At 47.8% G+C, this 24,299-nt stretch carries 15 protein-coding genes; 10 read left to right on the top strand and 5 right to left on the bottom strand.

Annotated elements, in window-relative coordinates; genetic code table 11:
* Positions 1 to 11: 11 nt before the first annotated feature.
* The 6 genes from VIM72_RS32380 (at position 12) to VIM72_RS06110 (ending at position 7,856) form a co-directional block, all read left to right on the top strand.
* A complete protein-coding gene (locus tag VIM72_RS32380) occupies positions 12 to 176 on the top strand; it encodes an energy transducer TonB (protein ID WP_414648959.1) in 165 nt (54 codons plus the stop codon).
* A gap of 341 nt (positions 177 to 517) precedes the next feature.
* Positions 518 to 3,097 carry a phosphoenolpyruvate carboxylase gene (locus VIM72_RS06090; RefSeq protein WP_332001976.1) on the top strand — a complete coding sequence of 860 codons (2,580 nt, stop codon included), beginning with the start codon at positions 518 to 520 and terminating at the stop codon, positions 3,095 to 3,097.
* Positions 3,098 to 3,239: 142 nt separating this feature from the next.
* On the top strand, positions 3,240 to 4,658 hold the full coding sequence (gndA, locus tag VIM72_RS06095) for an NADP-dependent phosphogluconate dehydrogenase (RefSeq protein WP_332001977.1): 1,419 nt from the start codon (positions 3,240 to 3,242) through the stop codon (positions 4,656 to 4,658).
* A 24-nt stretch (positions 4,659 to 4,682) separates the two neighbouring features.
* The gene (gene zwf, locus VIM72_RS06100) at positions 4,683 to 6,188 is read left to right on the top strand and encodes a glucose-6-phosphate dehydrogenase (RefSeq protein WP_332001978.1); all 1,506 of its coding nucleotides are present in this window, start codon (positions 4,683 to 4,685) and stop codon (positions 6,186 to 6,188) included.
* Between the two features lie 46 nt (positions 6,189 to 6,234).
* Positions 6,235 to 6,960, top strand: coding sequence for a 6-phosphogluconolactonase (gene pgl, locus VIM72_RS06105; RefSeq protein ID WP_332001979.1), 726 nt, complete (start codon positions 6,235 to 6,237; stop codon positions 6,958 to 6,960).
* 116 nt (positions 6,961 to 7,076) lie between these two features.
* Positions 7,077 to 7,856 (top strand): amidohydrolase family protein, encoded by a 780-nt coding sequence (locus VIM72_RS06110; RefSeq protein ID WP_332001980.1) that lies wholly within the window; start codon positions 7,077 to 7,079, stop codon positions 7,854 to 7,856.
* Between the two features lie 155 nt (positions 7,857 to 8,011).
* Here VIM72_RS06110 and VIM72_RS06115 read toward each other — a convergent pair whose 3' ends face one another.
* Positions 8,012 to 9,595, bottom strand: coding sequence for an FMN-binding glutamate synthase family protein (locus VIM72_RS06115; RefSeq protein ID WP_332001981.1), 1,584 nt, complete (start codon positions 9,593 to 9,595; stop codon positions 8,012 to 8,014).
* A 491-nt stretch (positions 9,596 to 10,086) separates the two neighbouring features.
* Between VIM72_RS06115 and VIM72_RS06120 the strand changes: the two genes are divergently transcribed.
* From VIM72_RS06120 to VIM72_RS06140, 4 genes are all read left to right on the top strand, one after another.
* Positions 10,087 to 12,699, top strand: coding sequence for a family 20 glycosylhydrolase (locus tag VIM72_RS06120; RefSeq protein ID WP_332001982.1), 2,613 nt, complete (start codon positions 10,087 to 10,089; stop codon positions 12,697 to 12,699).
* Between the two features lie 186 nt (positions 12,700 to 12,885).
* Positions 12,886 to 15,069 (top strand): DUF5916 domain-containing protein, encoded by a 2,184-nt coding sequence (locus VIM72_RS06125; protein WP_332001983.1) that lies wholly within the window; start codon positions 12,886 to 12,888, stop codon positions 15,067 to 15,069.
* 197 nt (positions 15,070 to 15,266) lie between these two features.
* Positions 15,267 to 16,631 carry a peroxiredoxin family protein gene (locus tag VIM72_RS06130; RefSeq protein WP_332001984.1) on the top strand — a complete coding sequence of 455 codons (1,365 nt, stop codon included), beginning with the start codon at positions 15,267 to 15,269 and terminating at the stop codon, positions 16,629 to 16,631.
* Positions 16,632 to 17,558: 927 nt separating this feature from the next.
* Positions 17,559 to 18,254 (top strand): LytR/AlgR family response regulator transcription factor, encoded by a 696-nt coding sequence (locus tag VIM72_RS06140; protein WP_332001985.1) that lies wholly within the window; start codon positions 17,559 to 17,561, stop codon positions 18,252 to 18,254.
* Here VIM72_RS06140 and VIM72_RS06145 read toward each other — a convergent pair.
* From VIM72_RS06145 to VIM72_RS06160, 4 genes are all read right to left on the bottom strand, one after another.
* Positions 18,244 to 18,960: an AcvB/VirJ family lysyl-phosphatidylglycerol hydrolase gene (locus VIM72_RS06145; RefSeq protein ID WP_332001986.1), complete on the bottom strand. Its 717-nt coding sequence runs from the start codon at positions 18,958 to 18,960 to the stop codon at positions 18,244 to 18,246. The genes VIM72_RS06140 and VIM72_RS06145 overlap by 11 nt on opposite strands.
* Positions 18,961 to 19,016: 56 nt before the next feature.
* On the bottom strand, positions 19,017 to 21,596 hold the full coding sequence (locus VIM72_RS06150) for a phosphatidylglycerol lysyltransferase domain-containing protein (RefSeq protein ID WP_332001987.1): 2,580 nt from the start codon (positions 21,594 to 21,596) through the stop codon (positions 19,017 to 19,019).
* A gap of 126 nt (positions 21,597 to 21,722) precedes the next feature.
* Positions 21,723 to 23,246: a T9SS type A sorting domain-containing protein gene (locus tag VIM72_RS06155; protein ID WP_332001988.1), complete on the bottom strand. Its 1,524-nt coding sequence runs from the start codon at positions 23,244 to 23,246 to the stop codon at positions 21,723 to 21,725.
* A 111-nt stretch (positions 23,247 to 23,357) separates the two neighbouring features.
* Positions 23,358 to 24,293, bottom strand: coding sequence for a hypothetical protein (locus VIM72_RS06160; RefSeq protein ID WP_332001989.1), 936 nt, complete (start codon positions 24,291 to 24,293; stop codon positions 23,358 to 23,360).
* Between the last annotated feature and the right edge of the window lie 6 nt (positions 24,294 to 24,299).

A 24,299-nucleotide genomic window follows, 5' to 3' on the forward strand; every position in this document is an offset into this window, starting at 1 on the left:
GCGATGGCAGTATTTCACAGGTGAAAACAGTGGGCGCAGCCAAAGGAGGCGGCCTGGAGGAAGAAGCCATCCGCGTGGTGAGCAAAATGCCAAAGTGGAAACCTGGTAAACAGAACGGACAATATGTAGCTGTATATTTTAACCTGCCGGTTAGTTTCCACTTAAATAATAACTAAGCATCCCCTTTCTTTCATTTCAATTAAACTTTAATTAATAACCCGGAAAGTGCTGTCTGCGTCAGACGGTATGACCTTCTATATTATTATCTCTTTAAGTTTTATTTCCTGTTTATCCCGGCCTGCATCCATTAACCCGCGCATTCTGATTCCTGATACCAGTCCCGGTCCGCATTTAGCGGCCGGGATTGCTTTTTAATACCATCGCTTCTTATTAGATAATATTCAAACATTATCACTTTATGTCAAACAAAAATCAAAAAACTAAGAAATTACCATAATAATTATTAATTTAACAGCCGCTTAGTCTTCTTCTTTAGCACTATAAACGGATAATTAGTATGGAAGCGCCGGTAAATAATTCGCTGCAACAGTTCAAAAACCTTGTTGGGACCAAGTTTCAGCTATATAATAGCCTCTTCACCTCTTTGCCTTTCCACCGCGTGGAAAAGACAGGTATCTTCCTGTCCCTGTTCCTGCTTCATTGCGAAGAAGGATATTCCAAAGGCAACAGCCCCGAAGAAATTATGAACTCTTTTTTTTCCCAGTATACCACTTATACAGAGGAGAAACAGCGAACGGACCTGTTGTTCCGGTTTGTGCAATATGCTGAAAGACAGGTAGTATTGTTCGATGCGCTGGAAGATGCGGCTTTCCGGAATATCCGCGACCTGCAGGGAGCCGGCACTTTGCGGCACCTGCAATCTGAAGTGATCCAGGAGCAGGCGCAGGACAAGCTGAAGGAGAAATTGAAGGATTTTTCCGTGAGATTGGTGCTGACCGCGCATCCTACCCAGTTTTACCCCAGTGAAGTGCTGGGAATTATCAATGACCTGTCTAAAGCGCTCATTGATGAAAATACCAGCCAGGTAAATATGTACCTGCAACAGCTGGGTAAAACACCCTTTTTCAAAAAAGAAAAACCTACCCCCTACGATGAGGCTATCAGCCTGGTATGGTTCCTCGAAAATATTTTTTACCAGTCGGCCGGCCGCATCCTGTCCTCTATCCGGGCACAGTTTCCCGGAGCGATCAGCAGCGAGAATGCCGTGATCCGTATGGGCTTCTGGCCCGGGGGCGACCGCGATGGGAACCCGTTTGTAAAAGCGCCTACCACGGTGGAAGTAGCCGCCGCTCTGCGCGCTTCCATCATGAAATGTTATTTCCGGGAAGTACGTAACCTTCGCCGCCGCCTTACTTTTAAAGGAGTGGAGAATGTAGTAGCCGCACTGGAATCAAAATTATCGCGCAACCTGTTTCTGCCCGGGCATAAAGCGGATATCAGCCGCCAGGAAATACTGGACACGTTGGCGGATATACGAAATACGATCATGGCCGATCTGAACGGGCTGTTTGTTCATCTCGTAGATAACCTGGTCAGTAAAGTGGAGATCTTTGGATTGTTCTTTGCTTCGCTGGATATCCGCCAGGACAGCTCCATTCATGAAGCCGTACTGGAAGCCGTAGCTGCGGGAACAGCAGCGCTGCCGGATAACTACACTACCCTGGATGATAAAGAAAAGATCAGCGCCTTGCTGAATATAAAGGAAGCTATAGATCCCAAATCCCTGGAAAATCCACTGCACCAGGATACGCTGGAAACCATTGCGGCTATCCGGGAAATACAGGCAGCGAATGGGGAAGAAGGCTGTAACCGTTACATTATCAGTCATAGTACCAGTGTGCTTAATGTAATGGAAGTATACGGTTTGTTCCTGCTGAGTGGCTGGAAAAAAGAAGAAATGACGGTAGATATTGTACCGCTGTTTGAAACCATTGATGACTTGCGCCATGCAGGGCAGGTAATGAAAGAGCTGTATGAAAATGCCGATTACCGGGAGCATCTGCGCCGCCGCCAGTGTAAACAAACTATTATGCTCGGCTTCTCCGATGGTACAAAAGACGGGGGATACCTGATGGCCAACTGGAGCATCTATAAGGCAAAAGAAGAGCTCACTGCTATTTCCAAAGATTATGGTATCAACGTGGTGTTCTTCGACGGCAGGGGAGGCCCCCCCGCACGCGGCGGTGGAAAAACACACCAGTTCTATGCTTCCATGGGAAGGAATATTGCCAATAAAGAAATACAGCAAACTATACAGGGGCAAACCATCAGCTCCAACTTTGGTACTATAGACGCTGCGCAGTTTAATATGGAACAGCTGATCCATGCGGGCATCAGCAACGAGCTGTTTTCCTCGAAGGAAGTGACGCTCAGTCAAGCGGAAGAAGATCTGCTGCAATCCCTTGCTGATGAAGGCTATAAAGCTTACAATAAATTAAAAACACATCCGTATTTCCTGGCCTATCTCGATCATGCCAGCCCGCTGCGGTATTATGCGGAAGCAAATATAGGCAGCCGCCCGAGCAAGCGTAATGCTTCTGCCAAACTCAATCTCAACGACCTGAGAGCGGTGCCTTATGTAGGCGCATGGAGCCAGCTGAAACAAAATGTACCCGGCTACTATGGTGTGGGCAGCGCCCTGGAACAGCTGGACCAGCAAGGTAAATGGGAGGAGCTGGAAGCATTGTATGCACACTCCCTGTTTTTCAGGACCCTGCTCGATAACTGTGTAATGGCCATGAAAAAGAGCTATTTCCCGCTCACCGCCTACCTGGAAAAACATCCGCAATATGGAGAAGTGTGGCAGATGATCTATAATGAATTTGAGCTCACTAAGAAATACCTGCTGCGGCTCACCAATGAGCCTGAGCTGATGGCCGGCAGCCCTATCGACCTGCTGTCTATCCAGATGAGGGAAAGAATTGTGTTGCCGCTGCTCACTACCCAGCAGTATGCGCTTACCCGGATCCGGGAGCTGGACTTGCATCCCGACAACGGGCATGGCAGGGAAACCTACGAGAAGCTCATTATGCGTTGCTCTTTTGGTATTATTAACGCCGGCAGGAACTCGGCATAAATAACTCATAAAACAGGTTACGGAGTTATGTGGATACAGCGAAGGTAATACCAGTGGCTGTATCCATGTAACTCCGTAATTCGTAACCGGTATTTCGTAATTCTTCCCTACTTTTACACCTCCTTAAGTAACTTCTCTATATATGGCAAACAGCTTATATGACTTTGGAATGATCGGCCTCGGCGTAATGGGCAGAAACCTGTTACTCAACATGGCAGATCATGGCTTTTCCGTTATCGGCTTTGATAAAGACGCTGCAAAGAACAGCGCACTGGAAGCAGCCGCTACCCCCGGTACTACCGTTAAAGGTGTTGCAGAGCTGGCCGCTATGGTACAGTTGCTGGAACGTCCCCGCAAATTAATGATGCTGGTACCCGCCGGTCAGCCGGTAGATGACGTGATAGCATCCCTGTTGCCGCTGCTGGAGCAGGGCGACGTAGTAATAGATGGTGGCAACTCCCACTATACGGACACTTTGCGCCGTGTACAACAGCTCCGCGAAAAAGGTATCCATTTTATGGGTATCGGCGTTTCCGGCGGTGAGCAGGGCGCCCGTACCGGCCCAAGCATTATGCCTGGTGGCGACAAGGAAGCCTATGCCAAGGTACAACCCATGCTGGAGGCGATTTCCGCCAAGGTAAAGGGTACGCCCTGCGTAGCTTATCTCGGTAAGGAAGGCGCCGGTCACTATGTAAAAATGGTGCATAACGGTATTGAATATGCTATTATGCAACTGATCAGTGAAAGCTATACCCTGTTGCAAAAAGGGGCGGGGCTCAACAACGACCAGCTGCATGAAGTGTTCAAAAACTGGAACCAGGGCGCTTTACAGTCGTTCCTGGTGGAAATTACCGCCGACATCTTCCTGCAGAACGACGATAAATCCGACAAACGCCTGGTAGATGTGATCTCCGATAAAGCGGGTTCCAAAGGAACCGGTAAATGGACTTCGCAGGATGCCATGGAACTGCCGGTGGCCGTTCCGGTAATTGATACCGCCGTAGCCATGCGTACCCTCTCCGGTTATAAAGAGCAACGCCTGCAGGCCGAAGCGATCTATAAAGCACCGGAAAATACCATTCATGCCGACGCAGAAATGTGGATCAAACAGGTACATGATGCGCTCTACTTCGCTACCATCCTGAGCTATGCACAGGGCCTTGCCATGCTGAGAGAAGCGTCGGCCGACCTGAAAATGGAGATCCCATTGCCGGAAGTAGTAAAGGTATGGAGAGGTGGATGCATCATCCGTTCCTCCCTGCTGGAAATATTTACACAGGCCTACCAGAAAAATGCCGACCTGGCCAATATCCTGCTGGATGAAGGCGTGGCTTACCTGGTGAAATCGGTAGAAAGCAACACCCGCAGTGTAATTGCCCAGGCTGCCTCCGCAGGAGTGCCCGTAGGAGGATTCATGTCGGCGTTGTCTTATTTCGATGCATTCCGTACTGGTCGCATGGCTACCAACCTGATCCAGGCACAGCGCGATTACTTTGGCGCACACACCTACCAGCGTATCGACATGCCAGGCACTTTCCATACGGAGTGGCAGCAACACTAAAAATGTTCATCTTTAATTAAACATATGCAGATCCATAAACGCCCGCCTGCGTCCATACTATTCATATTCGGAGGCAGTGGCGATTTAAACTACCGGAAACTAACGCCTGCGTTATATAATCTCTTTTTGGATGATTGGATGCCTGAGCAATTTGCTATTGCAGGCTTAGGCCGCAGCCCTTACAGCAATGAAGACTATAATAACCACCTGCTGGAAGGGATCAGTAAGTTTTCCCGTCGGAAGGGCGAGCAGAATGGTCACTGGAAAGACTTCAGCAACCATGTTACTTACCTGCAGATGGATGCAGAAGATCCTGCATCTTACAGCAAGATCACCGATTTTGTAACAAAGAAGGAAGAAGAGTGGGGCGTACATCCTACCGTTATCTTTTACCTGGCCGTAGCGCCACAGCTGGTGCCGAATATAGCCACCCGGTTGGGTGAGCTGAACCTCTGCTCCGATAAGCATTGCACCCGCATTGTAGTGGAAAAACCATTTGGCCATGACCTGCAAAGCGCGCATGAACTGAATGAGCTGCTGGCGAAGAAATTTACAGAAGAGCAGATCTACCGTATCGATCACTACCTCGGTAAGGAAACTATACAGAATATCCTGGCGTTCCGCTTTGCAAACGCATTATTTGAGCCGGTATGGAACCGCAATTACATCGATAATATCCAGATCACCGCCGCTGAAAGCGTGGGACTGGAGGGTCGTGGTGGTTACTACGAACGGGCAGGCGCCCTGCGCGATATGGTGCAGAACCATATCCTGCAGATCATGTGTATCCTGGCCATGGAAGCGCCGGTATCTTTTGATGCCAACGAGGTACGTAACAAGAAAGTGGATGTGCTCAACGCCATCCGCCGTATTACACCGGATAAAGTACATGAACATGCCGTACGCGGACAGTACTCTTCCGGGTGGATGAAAGGAAATAAAGTAGCCGGCTACCGCGAAGAAAAAGGAGTGGATCCGAAATCCAATATCGACACCTACGCGGCGGTTAAATTTTATATCGATAACTGGCGCTGGCAGGGCGTTCCGATCTATGTACGGACCGGCAAATACCTCCATCAGAAAGCGACCAATATTATCATCACCTTTAAGGAAGCACCTCCTTATTCCTTCCCGATTGAAGCTGCCCAGACATGGCGCCCCAACAGGCTCACCATCAGCATTCAGCCGGAAATGGATATCCGGATCCGCTTCCAGGCAAAACGCCCAGGCCAGACCATGACGCTGGATCCGGTAGACATGACCTTCAATTACGACGCCGCCAATGGCGAACACGCACCGGAAGCATACGAAACATTGCTGCTGGATGTGATGGAAGGAGATGCTACCCTGTTCATGCGTGGCGACCAGGTAGACGCCGCCTGGAAAGTGATCATGCCTATCCTGGAAACATGGGAAAACCGTATGCCGCAGGACTTCCCCAACTATGCACCCGATTCATGGGGCCCCGATGATGCCGATGCACTCGTTGCCCGCGACGGTCATACCTGGATTAATTTACCTTCTAAATAATGATTACGGACCATTTGTATAAATGGTCCGTAATTCTTTTTGTATTATGGAACTACATATCGCAAAAGACCCTGCCCAACTGAGTGAAAATGTAGCGGCATGGATCAGTAACTACATACTGGAAGTATTGCAAACACAGGAGCGGTTCACATTTGTGCTGTCTGGTGGCAATACGCCAAAGCAGTTATACAGCCTCCTGGCGAAAGCTCCTTACAATATGGTAATACCCTGGGAAAAAATACATTTTTTCTGGGGGGATGAAAGAGATGTGCCTTTTGAAGATGAACGCAATAATGCCCGCATGGCATTTGAGTCATTGCTTGACAAAGTAAGCGTGAACCCTGATAATATTCACGTGATGCGTACTGATATAGGGCCGGAAGAATCTGCTGCTGAATATGAGAAAATCCTGAAATCATATTTCGGAAAAGAGGATACCACTTTTGACCTGGTATTGCTGGGTATGGGAGACGACGGGCATACGCTGTCGCTGTTCCCGGGCTTACCCATTGTACATGAAAAAAAGGCCTGGGTGAAATCATTTTTCCTGGAAGCGCAGGATATGTACCGCATTACCTTAACCGCTCCCGTAGTGAACAGGGCCGCCTGCGTGCTGTTCCTTACTACCGGCGCCAACAAAGCCATTACGCTGAAAAGTGTGATAGAAGGCACGTTTGATGCAGAGAAATATCCTTCCCAGCTGATCCGCCCTGAAGAAGGCGAGCTGCATTGGTTTGTGGACGAAGCCGCTGCAGGCGCAATGGAAATTTAACAAAACAGAAAACAAATGCCATAAAGGCCCGGGCGGATTGCGAGATCCCTCCGGGCCTTCTGCTTTCTGCTTTCAGCTATTTTCTGTAGCTTGTGTATTGTAACAACGATGAGATTATGTTTGATAAGCCCATATTCGACGCGCACCTGCACATTATTGATCACCGGTTTCCCATGCAACCCAATCAGGGTTTTTTACCATCGGATTTTTCAGTAGCTGACTACCGGCAACAAGCCGCTCCGCTGAACATTGATGGAGGTGCAGTAGTATCCGGCTCTTTCCAGGGATTTGATCAGGGCTACCTGCTGGAAGCGTTGAAGCAGTTAGGGCCTGGTTATGTGGGCGTTACGCAGATTCCTGCCAGTACCAGCGATGAGGAAATAATTGCCCTGCATGAAGCCGGGGTACGCGCCGTAAGGTTTAATGTGCAGCGTGGCGGTTCTGAAAGTGTAAAGCACCTGGAACAATTGGGGCTGCGGGTATATGAACTGGTGAAATGGCATGTGGAACTGTATGTGGATTCCCGGCAACTGCCAGGATTGTCTACCACCCTGCATAAACTGCCTGCCGTGGTAATTGACCACCTGGGTTTATCCAAAGCAGGGTTCAAGTATTTGTTGCCGTTAGTGGAAAAAGGAGCGAGGATAAAGGCCACTGGTTTCAGCCGTTGTGATTTTGATGTGTTAACCGCTATGCGGCAGATTACAGCTATTAATGCAGGCGCTTTGTTATTTGGTACCGATATGCCCTCTACCCGTGCGCCGCGTCCATTTGCGGCGACGGACCTGCAACTGATCCTGCAGAATTTCCCGGAGAAAATTGCTGCTAAAATATGCAGGGAAAACGCGTTGGCATTATACCGGCCGCGGATTTTGTCTGACTCAGGATTACGCTGATTATACTGATTACCTGGATTTGATCTTATGTGATTTTAAAGGATTGGGGGAGATGTAAGCGGCTGGGATCAGGTTTGGGATTTAAAAATATTGGGGAAGATAGCGCAGGATTTGGGCTTTTATCTTTTGTAGGATAAAAGCCCAGATCTTTTTTACTACATCCATGTATCAATTCCCACTGTTTCCATCTCTCTTTTCAGGTGCTCCGGCATTAGCCCGTTCAGCAATGAGCCGGGGGGAGTGCTCGGATATATATCTTCAAAAGTTTTTACCTGGTTCATAAATACCCGGCGGAAAATATGCCGCCTGGTGATATCATGCGGATCTTTTAACCCGGCTGCACCCGCCATTTCAATGGCGCTTTCTATGGTATCGCGGTGATAGTTGGCTACGCGGTGTTTTTTATCATCTACCACCAGGCCGGCCGACAGCCATTTATCCTGTGTAGCCACGCCGGTAGGACATTTATTCGTATTGCACACCAGTGCCTGGATACATCCCAGTGCCATCATCATGGCGCGGGCGCTGTTGCAGGTATCTGCCCCCAGGGCCATTGCGCGCAGTATGTGATAGCCTGTGAGTATTTTACCGGAGGCAATAATTTTCATATGATGACGGATATTGAACCCGGTAAGGGTATCGTGCACAAAGGAAAGCCCGTCCATCAGCGGCATTCCCACAGAGTTGGAGAATTCCGGTGGAGCAGCGCCGGTACCGCCTTCCCCGCCATCTACGGTTATAAAGTCCGGATAAATATCTGTTTCTATCATCGCCTTACAGATGGCGTAAAATTCCCGTTGCTGACCGATGCACAATTTGAACCCAACAGGCTTGCCTTTACTCAGATCGCGCAGGCGCCGGATAAACAGCATCATTTCACGCGGACTGTTAAACGCTTTATGGTAGGGAGGCGAGAAGACGGTGGTATGAGGCTTAACATGACGGATAGCGGCAATTTCAGGCGTATTCTTGGCCGCAGGCAATATACCGCCATGACCGGGTTTGGCTCCCTGTGAAATTTTCAGTTCTATCATTTTAACTTGTGGCAGCGCGCTTTTTTCTGCAAACAAGCTATCGGAAAAATTACCGTCGTCATCCCGGCAGCCAAAATAGCCGGTACCAATTTGCCAGATAATATCCCCTCCCTGTTTGAGATGAGCCTCGCTGATACCGCCCTCGCCGGTATTATGCGCGAAGTTGCCTATTTTAGCACCTCCGTTTAACGCCTGCACGGCGTTGTTACTGAGCGATCCGTAGCTCATAGCGCTAACATTCAGGATACTGCCGGAATAGGGTTGTTTACAGTCTTTACCGCCAAAGGTTACACGCGGGTCCTTTTCCATGTTGTCAAAGTTCTGCGGTTGAATAGAATGCGCCATCCATTCATATCCTTCGGCGTATACATTGAACTGGGTGCCAAATGGTTGGGAATCCAGTTCCCGTTTGGCACGCTGGTAAATAGTGGAACGGTCTACCCGGTTAATAGGGCTGCCGTCAATATCACTCTCCACAAAGTATTGATAGATTTTAGGCCGCAACGCTTCCATCCAGTACCGCATACGCCCTACTATGGGGTAGTTCCGGATAATGGCATGTTTGGTTTGCAGCATGTCCAGTATACCCATAATAACAATAGGTAATACCAATACCAATAACCAGAAAACCCAGGGGAAAAACAATCCTAAAACAACGATAACACTTACACTCACCACTGAAAACCCGATAAATGCTTTGACCATAGACGTAATTTTTTTGATTTTTTGATGCTCCTGTTCCCAGGAGATTATGAATACTTCCTTCGCTATTGTTCCTATAAATCTAATTAACGTACGGCAGATAAATTTGTTAAATCTTTCACGCGGATTTTGTCTGACGCGGATTTTGTCTGACTCACTGATTACGCTGATTATACTGATTAGTTTGATTTTATTCTTTTGGATTTTATAAAGGATTTCAGGGAGATACAGGCGAATAATGGGCTTATTATAAACGAATATGCGCTTATGTCTCCCTAAGTCCTTTAAATCGCATCTGGTCAAACCAGGCAATCATAAACGAACATATACGCTCATATCTCCCCAAATCCTTTAAAATCACATATAGTCAAATCCATGTAATCAGTATAATCAGCGTAATCAGTGAGTCAGACAAAATCCGCGTCAGACAAAATCCGCACTAGTTTTTAAATTATTTTATTATCTTTCAAAATAAGCCAATTCAATCATCCACAATGAAAAGATACAATTATCATGGCAAGTTGATTGCAGCTTGCGTGCTCTTATTTAGTACTGTAGCGGGCGCCCGGGCACAACAATCCGCACCCTATGATGCGGCCCGGTTGAAAACCAGCTGGGAGGTAGTGGAAAACCATTACCAGGGCCGCGACAACTTCCAGTCGGCCTTCACTTTTATAAACACCGCAGGGAAACCGTTTCCTTCCAAAGGGTGGCAACTGTACTTTAATTTTATCAGGATGGTAACACCGGGGGAACTGCCAGGCCATGTAAAAGTGGAGCATATTAACGGTGACCTGTACCGCTTTACGCCGGCAGAAGGCTTTACCGGTATCGCTCCGGGCGATTCGCTGAAACTGGCCATCACCGGCGATGCATGGGCGGTAAATTTTACAGACGCTCCTTCCGGTTTGTATCTGGTGTGGAACGAACAACCAGAAAAAGGTTTCTCTGTTAAAGATTATAGCATCCGGCCTTCTACCACCGCAAAACAACTGATGCGTTATCCGGGTGATAAAACCGCCGTAGTAACGCCAACGGATATATTTAAACAGAATGCCACGGTAAAGGATATCCCGGTAGCACAGCTTCCACTGGTTTTTCCTACGCCTAAATCGTACAAAGCTACCGGCAGCAACCTGGTACTGGACGCATTCCCGGAAGTAAAAGCCGATCCGCAATTATCTGCCAGCGCTACAATACTGGATACTGAGTTGCTAACGTTACTGGGTAAACGAAAAAAAGGAACGACTACTATTAATCTCGTATATGATGCCGGTATTACCGCCCCGGAAGGTTATCGTTTGAAGGTAACGCCGGAAGGGATTACCATCGCCGCCGGTACAGAAGCGGGCGCTTTTTATGCTATCCAGTCGTTGAAAACACTGGTTCCTCCTGCTGCATTTGCAGGGAACCAGAAATCCATCACTATTCCGGGTGTGGATGTAACTGATGAACCTCGCTTTGGCTACCGGGGCTTCATGATTGACGTAGCCCGCAATTTCCATAACAAACGTGATATGCTCCGCATCATCGACCTGATGGCGCTGTATAAATTAAACGTGCTGCATTTCCATTTCAGCGATGATGAAGGCTGGCGGGTGGAAATTCCTTCCTTGCCGGAACTGACAGCTGTAGGCGCTAAACGTGGTCATAGCAGCGATTGGAAAAACATGCTGCCTCCTTCTTATGGTTCCGGTCCTGATACTACCAATACAGCCGGCAGCGGTTATTTTACACGTAACGATTTTATTGAGATCCTCCGTTATGCAACGGCAAGGCATATACGGGTTTTACCGGAAATAGAAAGCCCGGGGCATGCCCGGGCAGCAGTTAAATCAATGGAATCCCGCTACTACCGCCTGAAAGCAGCCGGTCGTGAACAGGAAGCAAAAGAATACCTGCTCACCGACCTGGAAGATAAATCTGAATATCATTCCGTACAATATTGGAACGACAACGTGATGAATGTGGCTTTGCCATCTACCTATCATTTCCTTGATAAAGTGGTGGAGGAACTGCAGGCAATGTATAAAGAAGCCGGCGCACCACTGGATGCAGTGCATATGGGTGGCGATGAAGTGCCGGGCGGTGTGTTTGAAAAATCACCTGCCTGTATCGCACTGATGCAGCAGGATAAATCATTGCAGCATGTAAATGACCTCTGGTATTATTACTACCGCAAAGTGAACGATCTGCTGAAAGCCCGCGGCTTATCTGTGGCCGGCTGGGAAGAAGCAGGGATGCGCAAAACAACTATCGGCAATGAATCGCAAAGTATTCCCAATCCCGATTTTGTAAATGATCACTTCCAGCTGAATGTATGGAACAATGTGATCGGCGGAGGACAGGAAGATTTATCTTACCGCCTTGCCAATGCAGGCTACAAAGTAGTTTTATCCGGTGTAAGCAATTTCTATTTCGATATGGCTTACATGAAATCTTTTGATGAACCTGGATTTTACTGGGGTGGGTTTGTAGATGTAGATAAGCCGTTTTACTTTATCCCGTTTGATTATTACAAGAACTCAAAAGTAGATGGCAGAGGAAACCCGGTTACACCGGAGTTGTTTGTTGGAAAAGACCGGTTAACAGGTTTTGGAGCATCCAATATACCGGGTATCCAGGGATTGCTGTGGAGTGAAACAGTGACCAGCTCCGACCGTATGGAATATATGATGTTACCAAAATTGCTGGGGCTTGCAGAAAGAGCATGGGCGCAGGATCCGGAATGGGCTACAGAAAAAGATGCTGCAAAAGCAGACGCACTGTATGCTCAGGCATGGAGCGTGTTCAGCAATGTAATGGGTAAACGTGAAATGCCCCGCCTGGATTATTTCGATGGTGGCTTCAACTGGCGTATCCCAACAGCAGGTGCAAAGGTCGACAATGGCGTACTGAGCGCCAATGTGCAGATGCCGGGACTGGTGATAAGATATACTACTAACGGTGATGAGCCTACGTTAAAAAGCCCTGTATACACTACGCCTGTCGCCGCGGGTGGTAAAATGGTGAAACTGAAAGTATTTAACACCAGGGGGCGAAGCAGCAGAACCACTACAGTAAAGGTGCCTGTGGCCGATACGCAGATGAAGAATAATAAATTATAATTTTCCGGGAGATAGAGTGGCGGTGGGCAGCAGGGATACCTGTAGCCCACCGCCTTTTTATGGCAGGATTATTCCCGGTATCCATCTCCCCAAATTCTTACGGATCCGCTGGATTTACCCTTCATCCATTTTCTTCTTCCTCCTTTTGCAATTTTTGTATTTTGCCCGTAAACCCATATCAACCTGATGTATCGTATTATTCCACTTATTATTAGCTGTAGTCTTGTTTGCTTTTCAGTACGTGCGCAAAAGAAAAATGACGCTTATCAATTGCAGATCCGCAAAGCAGTTTCTCCCATTAAAATAGATGGTGTGATAGATGAAGCGGCGTGGCTGCAGGCCGATATTGCTACGGGCTTTCACATGGTACTGCCAATGGATACCAGCGCCGCCAGGCTGCGTACGGATGTGCGGATGACCTACGACGATAAGAACCTGTATCTCGTGGTGGAGAACTACACGGTTGGTGATGGGCCGTACATGGTGGAATCGTTGCGCCGTGATTTTGCTTTTCTGAAGAATGATAACTTCCTTTTATTCATGGACCCGTTTGATGATCAGACCAATGGTTTCTCTTTTGGCGCCAATGCTGCCGGGGCGCAATGGGACGGTTTGATGTATGATGGCGGAAAAGTGGACCTGAGCTGGGACAATAAATGGACATCTGTAGTAAAAAACTACCCGGATAAATGGGTGTTTGAAGCGGTGATCCCCTTTAAAACCATCCGTTATAAAAAAGGAATTACCAAATGGGGGATCAACTTCAGCCGGAACGACCTGAAAACAACGGAGAAATCGGCCTGGGCGCCGGTACCACGACAATTCCCTACGGCTTCACTGGCTTATACGGGCAACCTTGTTTGGGATGCGGCGCCTCCTCCCGCCGGCGCGAATGTGTCGCTGATTCCTTATGTACTGGGAGGAATGCTAAAGGATTATGATAAGGCCACACCCACCAAATACCGGCGGGATGCGGGTCTGGACGCTAAAGTAGCCGTTACTTCTTCATTGAATCTTGACCTCACGGTGAACCCGGATTTTTCGCAGGTAGATGTGGATAAACAGGTCACCAACCTGGATCGCTTTGAATTGTTTTACCCCGAGAAACGGCAGTTTTTCCTGGAGAACGGCGACCAGATGTCCAATTTCGGATATGCCACCATCCGCCCGTTTTTCTCCAGGCGTATTGGTCTTGGTGGTGTACCCATCCGTTTTGGCGCCAGGCTGAGTGGTAAGCTTAATAAAGACTGGCGTTTGGGCGTCATGAACATGGAAACGGGAAAGCAGGAAGAAACCGGACTACCGGCACAAAACTTTACGGTGGCTGCTTTACAGCGCCGGGTATTTTCCCGTTCCAACATCGGTTTTATTTTTATTAATAAAGAATCGGTGAACTATGATCCGTCTAAAGTGACAGACAAGCCACTTTACAACAGGTATAACCGGAATATGGGACTGGAGTACAACCTGGCGTCTTCCAATAATTTCTGGACGGGAAAAGCCATGTTGCTGAAATCGTATACGCCCAATAAAACCGGTCATGATATAGCCCATGCGGCCAATCTGCAATATACCAGCAAGGAATGGAATATTGGCTGGCAGCACGAATATGTAGGACGCAATTACAATGCAGAGGTGGGATATGTGCCCCGCCAGGGATATATTAAAATAGCGCCACAGGTGACCCGTCTTTTCTTCCCTTTGTCGGGGTCTGTATTAAGCCATGGGCCGCAGGTTACCAGTACCTGGTTTTTTGATGAAGCCAATATGCATCGTACCGATAACGAAACCATGCTCAATTACGGCATCGTGTTCCGGAAGCGGAACACGCTCAATGTCTGGGCATCCAATACCTATATTAAGCTGTTGCAACCTTTTGATCCTACCAATACCGGAAAGGACAGCCTGGTGAATGGTAGTCAGCATAACTGGAATACCGTGGGCGCTGATTATGTCTCCAAACCGCAAAGTTTGTTCACCTATTCCCTGTCCGCCCGCTACGGCGGGTATTATGCGGATGGCAGCCGCCTGATGACCAATACAGAGCTGGGGTATCGTTTCCAGCCATATGTGAGCATTGCTTTGAGCGCTAACTATAATAACATCAATTTGCCGAAGCCATGGGGGAACAATTCCTTCTGGCTGGTGGGGCCCCGTTTGGATGTAACAATGACCAATACGCTTTTCTTTACCGGTTTTATGCAGTATAACGGGCAGCAGAAGAATATGAATCTTAATACCCGCTTCCAGTGGCGTTACAGGCCTGCTTCAGATCTTTTTATCGTTTATACGGACAATTATCTTCCGGAGCCGTTTTATGTGAGGAACCGGGCTTTGGTGCTGAAGCTGGTATATTGGCTGAATCTTTAAATAAATCCTGTTTTGTATTAACAGTTAAGATTCGATTAACACTTTCCTTATTTGTACCCTTTATTATTGCATTTTAAGATTGATGTGATAAACGGCTATACCCGTTAAGATATATAAAGTTTTCATTTACTATCGTTGTGAATATTATCTCCCTGTGGTTTTTACCATGGGGATTGTTACCATCTAAAAATCTAATTATGAACCGTCCTGTGATTAAGCAGCTGCTGCGTAACAGCTGTGTTCTTCTGATGCTGGCAGGAACCACTGCAGCACAATCTTCCACCGTTATTACGGGTAAGGTAGCGGGCCGTCCTGTGCAAAAGGTGTCATTGACTTACTGGTATGATCCGGGTATTTCCCCTGCTGTTACACAGGACACTTTATTAAAGCCGGATTCTTTTTATTTCCGTATACCGCTGCCAGTGGGGAAGGAAATATTTTTTTATGCAGATGCCGGCAGCGGATCTGATTTTTATGGGATGATCAGGGGAGGAGATAGTTTGCAGTTGATGATGCAGGGCGACAGTATCCGGTTTGGAGGTAGCGGCGCGAGACTGAACAGGGCTATTTATGAGGCCAGGCTCGCCCAGTTGCGCGTAACAATTCCTGCATCTTCCGATGCATTGCAGCTGGCGGCAGCGTATCGTCGGCAGTTGCAGGCTGGCAACGGGGTGATGGCCTTGTATCGCGACAGCCTGAGCCCGGCCACCTGGGCAGTAGCCAGGGCGCATGTGCAGGGAGAAGCAGCATCAGGCCTGGTGGGCACGCTATGGAAAGTGGCGGCAGCGCCGGATAGCACACTGGAAGAAAGACAGGTCCTTTTTTACAAAGAGAATATTTTGCCTGCATTACCACAAGCGCTTCTTCCGGATACAACAGTAACGCCTATACGTTATTTGAGCTACCTGCTGCATAAAGCAGAGGCAGATTATTTTATCCAGCACCGCTATGAATGCAACAACAGGGCAATTTATGAGTGGCTGAAAACCCATTACAGTGGCCGGTTGCGCGACAGGCTACTGGCGCATTCATTAACGCTTGGTTTTGCTGCCGGCAATCCTGCTGAAGAACAGGAATGGTGTGTGCGCGATTACCTGGAGATCGTACAGGATGATGCTTGCAAACAGGCCATTGCAAAGCTTTACGGCCGCTCCAGGAAAGGGATCAGCAAAGGTGTAATGGCGCCGGTTTTTAGTTTCCCTGATGCACAGGGGAAACTGGTAAGCCTGCGGCAATTCAGCGGAAAGGTAGTACTGCTGCATTTCTACAGCGGATCAGCCCCGGTGCTGCCTGCCCTCACGGAAATAAAAGACTGCTTCAATAATGCTGTGGCGTTTGTGAACATCTGCTGCGATGGCGCTGCTGCAAAGGACTTGCCGGGATGGATATGGCAGCTGGATGATCAGCACAGGGAGGTGCTTACACAATACAGTATCAGTAAATACCCTTCATTTATTGTTGTTGGAAAGAATGGAAAAGTATATGCCACCAGACCTCCGGATCCCGCAGTGGACAAGGGAACAGCCCTTGCCAACATTATCTATGAAGCATTATTGCAGTGAGTTTTTCATCGTGTAATCCAATAAAAACAGCACTGCTACGTTTAGTAAAAGTACGCAGCTAATCCGCATCAGCGCCATTGTTCCGCAGCTAAAATTTCGAAAACCCGTTTAAACCAGATTGTTAATATTTACGTTTAAATATATATATGATAATGCTGGTTTAATAAAGACACAAATCGTATATTCAGTAAATAACCGTTAAGACCCCTCTATGCCACATGCCAAAGCGTTATTTTGACAGACTACAGACCATTGATTACCTCATCAGGATCAAAGGGACCGGTAAGCCCGCTCAGTTAGCCAAGCGGCTTCGTATTTCCGAAAGAACACTCTATGAATTCCTCAAAATGATGAAGGAGTTAGGTGCTCCCATTGAGTACGACCGGTACAAAGAAAGTTACTTCTACTCAGAAAAAGGCGGCTTCAATGTCAGGTTCTCGAAAAACCTGGTCGCTGTGAGTACGATGTTCCTTTTATGCTTCCTTATTTGGTAAATATGGTCCGCGCACCGACCAGTTAACCGGCCTCCCTGTTAGCTCTCCCTGCGCCCGCGTCGCCCTTCCGGGGCCTTAGATCTGCTGAACAGCTGCATAACAGCTGTCACGGGATCTTTTATGTAATCTTCCTTAACTGGTGGACTGGGAAAGTATTGTCTTTCAGGGACAGTTACTTTAACTGTCCACCTTTCTTTTTCCAAAATACTTAACATTCGATTAACTGTTATCATCGCAAATAAGGTCAAATTTACTGTTGTCAGCTTTTGATAAAATCTTATGCTAATAATAACTTTTTTTCATAACGCGGTTTAGATTAGATTTTAGATTATACGCGGGTTTCTGTTCAGTCACCTGCCCTGTTTAAATCATCTGTTTCCGTGGCAACTGACTCGAGTGGATTTACGTATCCTTATTTGACAAAATCAACCCTATGGTACTAAACTGTATTATTTTGGGTAATGACCCGGAGGGATTTGAAGAACTGGAGAATTTTTTAACTGCTATCCCCTATGTTTACCTCGTATGCCGCTGTCAAACGATGCAGGAGGCGCGTTTCTGGATGGAAACACAAACCATTCACGTACTGATAGCAGGCGATTATATTGATCCGCTTTCCCCGCCTATGACTATAACGGGTGTGCTGCCGGTTTTACTGATGGTGTATAATGATGATCCATCTGCAGGATTTGATTTCCTGCCTGTTGCACTTATGCAGTTGCCTTTTACTGCCAATGCACTAAATGAAGTGTTTTCTAAAATATATAAGACTATAGCAATGGAAGCAACAACCAACCCCACCCGCTATTCAGCGGATTATTTCACCCTGAAAACGCAGCACCGCTTTGAAAAAGTATTTTATGATGAGCTGCAGTATGTAGAGGTAATGGATGATCATATCATGCTGCATCTGCGTGATCAGAAGCTGGTTACCACCGAGAAACTGGACTGGATCATTTCCCAGTTGCCTGCCAATGCTTTTATGCGGGTGCATCATTGGTTTGTAATAGGATTCCGCCACATTACCTCTCTGGCAGATGATCATGTGATGATGGGAGAAGCCAGGATCCCCCTGACAACGGAAATGAGAAAGGAACTGGCCAGGAGATACCAGTTGCCTATGGAGTAACGCCTGCCTGCAGGCCTGCCAGTATTTTTCCTGCTACGCCGGCAGCATCTTCATCATAGGCATGTCCGCCAGGCAGGATCAGTTTTTCGTACCGGACATTCAATGCCGAAAAATTGAAGTCTTTTTCCTCTGCTCCGAAAACCAGCAGTAGCGGCTTGTTGGTGATTTTGTTCATTTCTGCGGGAACGCTCATTCCCTTGTTACTGGATTTTCCCAGCATATCTGAAAGATGGACCTCCATATCCGTAAAAAGGGACGGTGATAAAAATACCAGGTGTTTCACTTCCCCGGCTACTTCCGGTGGCAAACTGGTATAAATAAACGGGAGCACATCCGCCCCCAGTGAATATCCTATCAGTACCACGCCATGGTTACCACCCCATTGCCCCTGGTAATAAGTGATCAGGGAGGTGATATCCTTTGCTGCCTGCTGGGGTGATTTCTTACTCCAGAAGTACTTCAGTGCGTTCAATGCTACCACCGGGTAGTTTTTCTGACGGAACGATTCAATCACATTGGCGGAGAATTTCTTCATCCCGCCATCTCCCGTTATATACAGGATCAATGGAGCTGTACTGCCGGCGGCAGGCGCCTTGATAACTACCGGCAGGTTACTGATCCCGCTCTGTGCTTTTGACTGTAATACTGAAAATAATAAGAAAAAGCTAAACAGCTTTGCTGTATTGAACAATTTGCCTGGTACCATATACTGAATTAACGCCTCTCCATAAAACAAAATCCGTTCCGCGATTGTTCGTCCGCCTATGGCTGCATTACCTTGCTCAGGGCAGATGGCAATTGTATCAGGTCAAAATCATGTTCGTATACCAGGTATTTGTTTGTCCATTCAGTGGCATACTTCTCTTTAAACTCCCTTAAACCCTGGTAATGCCGGAAGAAACGCAGCTTTTCGTAGGCATACTTCACCATTTTTTCCGCAGTGTTTTCCGGCTGAATAATGCCCGACATAGGCACCATTCCCAGGTTCAGGTAGTGCAGCCCTTTTTGCTGTGCATCCTGGATCAACGCAATGATGAGTGCATCCATTACGCCGCCGGGAGCATCAGCGCGTTTCCGGATAAGATCGTAGGTACATTCACCGGGAGCATAGTCCGGGATTATATTAAGAAAGGCCGCTACCTGCCCGTCCGCATCGGTTACGGTAATTATATCCTGGTTGCGGATCACATCTTCATCAAACAATCCCTGCGAAAAGGTGAGCTCCTTTACTTCATACTGATGCAGCCATTCATCGCTCACTGCTTTTAAAGCATGCAGCATGGCGGGCGACTGTGGCGCGGCATGGAAAGCAGTGGTATAACCTTTATTGGCCAGGCTGTTTAACCCGTTGCGCAGCGATTTTTTGTCCTTGCCACTCAACGTAAAGTCCCGGATATCCATAATGGCTTCCTGGCCAATCAGCATCTTTTTCTTTTTCAGGTGACTGAAATAATAGGTGCTGTCTTCATCTACCCGGTAAAAAGCCGGCCGGAGGCCCATCTTCCGGCATTGTTGTTCAAATTCCTGCAGCACGGGTAGCTTATTATCTTCACTGCACACCGGTTCTTCCAGTACAATAGCAAAACTCCCGGCTACCCGGTAAGCGATAAAACCTTCATACTGTTCGGATACGAACAATAATTTGTCCTGTCCTATTTTGAAATAATCCATCGGGGAATCTCCATACTGGCTCAGATAAAAACGCGCTTTTTCCAGGCTGGTATTGGTTTGCTGGGCCACATGCAGGTAAGGCCGTATAATGGTGTAAAACAGGAATGCCCACGCGCTTACTCCTAACACACGGATGGCCGACATAAATTCTTTTCCGAACCTGGTAACCGGCTGTAATCCATCATCTTCCAGCAGCATAAAACAGTGGAAGGCATGTCGGATAGATTGCTGCCAGGTGAAATCTATACCGAAATGTCTCACATTCAAAAAATAAAAACCAATGGTACCGAAAATCAGGACCACAAACAGGGTAGCCATGGCTGTTACCACGCCAATGTTCACCAGTTGCGGATTACTTTTAACCCGGTACTGGCGCGAGGTAATAAGCAGTATAACACTGGTAACCAGCGCCAGGGACGCTTCTTCGTAATCCAGGGCTTTACCGATATGCCCGAATACTGATAACAGCGATACTGCCAGCGCAACAATCCAGGCACTGCGTAACCCGCGGAATAAAAAGGTAGCTGTTACGAGCAGCACCAGCCCAAGAAACACCACCAGCAAATTAGTAGCATGGATAGAGGTGCCCGGGATGTAAGCCCGCAATAAATGCATACGGTTGGCCAGGGGAGGGGTGAGCACCGAAAAAATATTTACCATGCCAAGCAGGAAGATCAGGATGGGCGGCAGTAACCGCAATACCAGGTCACGCCCCTTCAACGCAAAGGCAAACATACCACCAATCAGCGGCAACCAGAATTCAAACAGGCGGAATAATAAAGTGATTTCCAGCGCCTCCAGTGTACTGAACCCATAGTTACTGAGGATATAAGCCAGCGATAATTCAATGGCGCCCAGTCCCCGCAGGAAAGGAGAAATAATCAAAAAGATGGTAGCCACAATATATCCCACGCAGGCTGCCTCCAGCGAGGGCGTGACGCCTACTGCCAGCATGCTCAGGTACAGATGGCCCACACCGGCTACTTCAATCAGTACTGACGCTATTACCGTATTCATGAAGGAGGGCACGGATAACTGGAACGTGAATATTTCATCTACCTGCCGCGCGGCCCCCGGAAAGTATTTCACCAATAACCGGTAGGCGCCGCCTTTGGCCTGCATGGAGCGTACCAGCCATACTACCCCGAGTAACAGCGCGCAAATGGCTGCAAGTCCCCACAGGGCATCCTTCATAGTACCCGCATGAAGCATGGCATATGCCACCACAGGGATGCCTACCAGGAAAACGGAAAGAATGCCCACAAACCCGTAAATGCCGGAAGCCTGGTGGATCTGTTGTTTGTGCAAGCCGGTACGGCGCAGGCTCTGCGGCAAATAGGCCAGTGAGCTGATACCACCTGCCGGCAGGAACACTGATAAAAGATTACGCTTCAGAAATAATTCTGTGCTTCTGCCGGTATCCAGCCTGGCGCCTACTGCCCGGAAGCTGAACACATACATTGCCGCCTGCAGCAAAATATAAGCGATGGTTACCATCACTCCAAGTACTACCCAGCCCCTGTGCGCCTTTTCAATAGCGGGGATCAGGGAATATAATTCATGACGCTGTGAACGGAAAAAATAAATGGCCAGCAATATAAATAACACTGCCAGCAGCTCTTTCAGATGGAGCTTACGCAGAAATGCCGCAGTAAAAAATTTCTTTTTCAAAGGTTCGTAGGTTTCGTTAATCTGTTGTTCGCACTGATCCGCAAAGTTATACCAACTTTTAAACGAATCCCTTTAACTGCGGGGAGTTTAAGGGGATTTTAATTTATGGAAGATGATCTCCGGGTTTTATTCCATTAGTATAACCTTTTCTGTGTGAATAAGTTCATTATTTTCCCCGATCAACTGAACGAAGTAGGTGCCACGGGCAAGACCAGCAGGAATATTCAGCTCATAGTAATTCCGCTGTTGCAGCGGCTGGTCATATTTCTGGTAAATGATCCGGCGACCGGGAATATCAATGAGTGAAATTGCTTTTACATGCTGGTTTGCGCTATAATAAATATGCAGCACACCTCCTCTCACCGGATTGGGCCAGATCGTAATTTCGCTCCTGGTGTTTTTGCCCTTTACAATGCGTACAGGGCTGTAGAAGAAGGTACCGTCTGTCATGATGACTTTAAGACGGTAGAAAATAAATCCATCAAAAGCAGGTGCATCTATAGCATCATATCCCACAGGGAAAAAGCTGATCCCGCCGGGAGATTTGCTGCCCACAAACCCGATGGAGTCAAACGTCTGACCGGTAGCGAATTTTCTTTCAATGGAGAATCCGCGGCAGAAGTATTCCCTACCGGTGATCCAGTGCAGCAGTACGGTATCTTCATCGGTAACGCTGCGCGTGGCGCTGAAAAAGTTCAGCGTTGTTTTGTTGGGACTGTTCACTGTTTCCGCCACCAGGCTGGTGAAATAATTGGTGCTGCGCAGATGTTGAAAAGTGCGGCTTACAAATACTTTTTGCCTGTCCGGCGGCCCTGTAGTGAACGGACTGGGGCCCGCGGGAGCTGCCCGTTGTGTGGCCAGGTCCCAGGAGGTGTCTATAAACCTTGCCAGGTAGGCAGTATTCCGGTTTGCTTCATAAGATGGCCCTTCATCCGAGAGGTCGTGTACCAGGTGAATGCTCAGGGCTGCATCCGGTGCGGAAACATCCACATTCCACGTTTTATTTACGCTGGTCAGTACAAGGTTTGAACCTTCAGTAAGATGTTGCTTTACACTATCGGAAACGCCTGCACGAATAGTAACGGTGGAACCCTGGTTTTCCACAGCCACTGGTGTAAAGCTGGATGGCCTGGTACCAATAGGGAAAACAACTGTTCTATCGGCGTTGGAAACATTGCTGCGGTAAAGGGCTCCGCCGCCAAAGCTGCCACCGGTAATGATGAAGTGATCCGTGGAATAATTGCGTATATCCCCCGGCGTATGATGGCCTACTACCAGGTTCCATCCATTGAGAAATATATATCCCTTTTTAAGATCGAGGGTATTCGCAATTTTCAGGTCGCTGAGATCATCTAAAAAAATGCCCGGCGAATTTTCCACACTCAGATTGGGGAAACTCGGACCTTGTGCAGAGGCCGCGTTGTAGCCACCGCTGATATACTGGTACAGGGCAGGATTGGTTTGCATAAAGCGGAATAGCCCACCGGAAGCGCTATACCCGTCACTGCTTTCATCCAGTATTGCCGCATTGTTGCCGTTACGCCAGCGTAACCCGTAAAAATTCACCACTGAGCCGGTTACTGTACGTATGTTTCCTTCATTAACCATATCGCCAAAAACGGCAACAGTATCCGTATTGAATATTCCCATTTTGCTGTTGGGGTGCAACCAGGTAACAGCCTGTCCCCTGGTTGCCTGGGAGGCAACCAGCAGCAGTAAAATGGATAATATGAAGCAATAGTTTTTTATAGTATGATTGTTTTAATACCCGATAACCGTGACAAATATTTTAGTGGTGTTCGCAATACTTGGCTCCAGTCCTTCCACTGAATTGATCAGTAAGATGTTGGTTTGCCTGCTGTCTGTGAGGATAAAATTTATTTTTGTTAAACTATATCCCAGTATGGTGACCAGCGGCGCATTTGAGTAATCTGCGCCGCCTTTTGCAGTAGCTTGTATCGACAGGATTTTGGTAAACCCTGCGGAGGAAACATCGATGGATAGTTGCCCGCTGGTAAGCGGTGTAGCGGGCTGGCTTACTGAATCTGCCCATATTTTTATGGACTGTGATATTACTCCGGCGCTGTTATAGAATACCGGTGTGCTGGCAGTTCTTACCACGTTTCCACTTGCATCTACCCCGAGCCCGCCTGCACCTGCAGTTACGGTAGAAGCACTGGTAAGGTTTTCCAGTCTCACCCCGGAAGTGTTGGCAGCGCCGGTTTTTACATGCAGCAGCGATGATGGGGTAGTAGTCCCGATTCCAACATTTCCGGTACTGGAAATGATCATCCTGTTTAAGTTGCCGGTACGGAAATTAACAGGGTTGGCGGTAGATGTACCCAGGAACTTCGTGGCGCTGTCGATATTCGCATTGCCGCTTAGTAACCATTGATTGTTGCTGACGGCCGTGCTGTCAGCCAATTTAGACCAGGAGCCGTTTCTTCTGATAAGCAGGCTGCTGGCCGGTTTGTAATAAATGATCATTCCATCGGGAGATGCGTTGAGCGGTGCTATTGCAGTATCTGTAACGCGGGGCAACAACAGTCCCTGGTTAGTTGTATTAAGTTCCAGTAATGCCGCTTTGATGGGAGATGTGGTAGGGTCTCCCAGTTTGAGTTGCTGTGCATATGCAGGAATATACAGCAACAACAGCACGCATAACCATACGCTGCTTTGGATGCTTTTTTTCAGCATGAACAA

The sequence above is a fragment of the Chitinophaga sp. genome (assembly GCF_036569185.1).
Classification (GTDB): Bacteria; Bacteroidota; Bacteroidia; order Chitinophagales; family Chitinophagaceae; genus Chitinophaga.

Excerpts from the sequence above, each read along its gene's own strand:
- VIM72_RS06090 (WP_332001976.1), top strand. The coding sequence starts at position 518 with ATGGAAGCGCCGGTAAATAATTCGCTGCAACAGTTCAAAAACCTTGTT.
- gndA (WP_332001977.1), top strand. The coding sequence starts at position 3,240 with ATGGCAAACAGCTTATATGACTTTGGAATGATCGGCCTCGGCGTAATG.
- zwf (WP_332001978.1), top strand. The coding sequence starts at position 4,683 with ATGCAGATCCATAAACGCCCGCCTGCGTCCATACTATTCATATTCGGA.
- pgl (WP_332001979.1), top strand. The coding sequence starts at position 6,235 with ATGGAACTACATATCGCAAAAGACCCTGCCCAACTGAGTGAAAATGTA.
- VIM72_RS06110 (WP_332001980.1), top strand. The coding sequence starts at position 7,077 with ATGTTTGATAAGCCCATATTCGACGCGCACCTGCACATTATTGATCAC.
- VIM72_RS06115 (WP_332001981.1), bottom strand. The coding sequence starts at position 9,595 with ATGGTCAAAGCATTTATCGGGTTTTCAGTGGTGAGTGTAAGTGTTATC.
- VIM72_RS06120 (WP_332001982.1), top strand. The coding sequence starts at position 10,087 with ATGAAAAGATACAATTATCATGGCAAGTTGATTGCAGCTTGCGTGCTC.
- VIM72_RS06125 (WP_332001983.1), top strand. The coding sequence starts at position 12,886 with ATGTATCGTATTATTCCACTTATTATTAGCTGTAGTCTTGTTTGCTTT.
- VIM72_RS06130 (WP_332001984.1), top strand. The coding sequence starts at position 15,267 with ATGAACCGTCCTGTGATTAAGCAGCTGCTGCGTAACAGCTGTGTTCTT.
- VIM72_RS06140 (WP_332001985.1), top strand. The coding sequence starts at position 17,559 with ATGGTACTAAACTGTATTATTTTGGGTAATGACCCGGAGGGATTTGAA.
- VIM72_RS06145 (WP_332001986.1), bottom strand. The coding sequence starts at position 18,960 with ATGGTACCAGGCAAATTGTTCAATACAGCAAAGCTGTTTAGCTTTTTC.
- VIM72_RS06155 (WP_332001988.1), bottom strand. The coding sequence starts at position 23,246 with ATGGGAATATTCAATACGGATACTGTTGCCGTTTTTGGCGATATGGTT.
- VIM72_RS06160 (WP_332001989.1), bottom strand. The coding sequence starts at position 24,293 with ATGCTGAAAAAAAGCATCCAAAGCAGCGTATGGTTATGCGTGCTGTTG.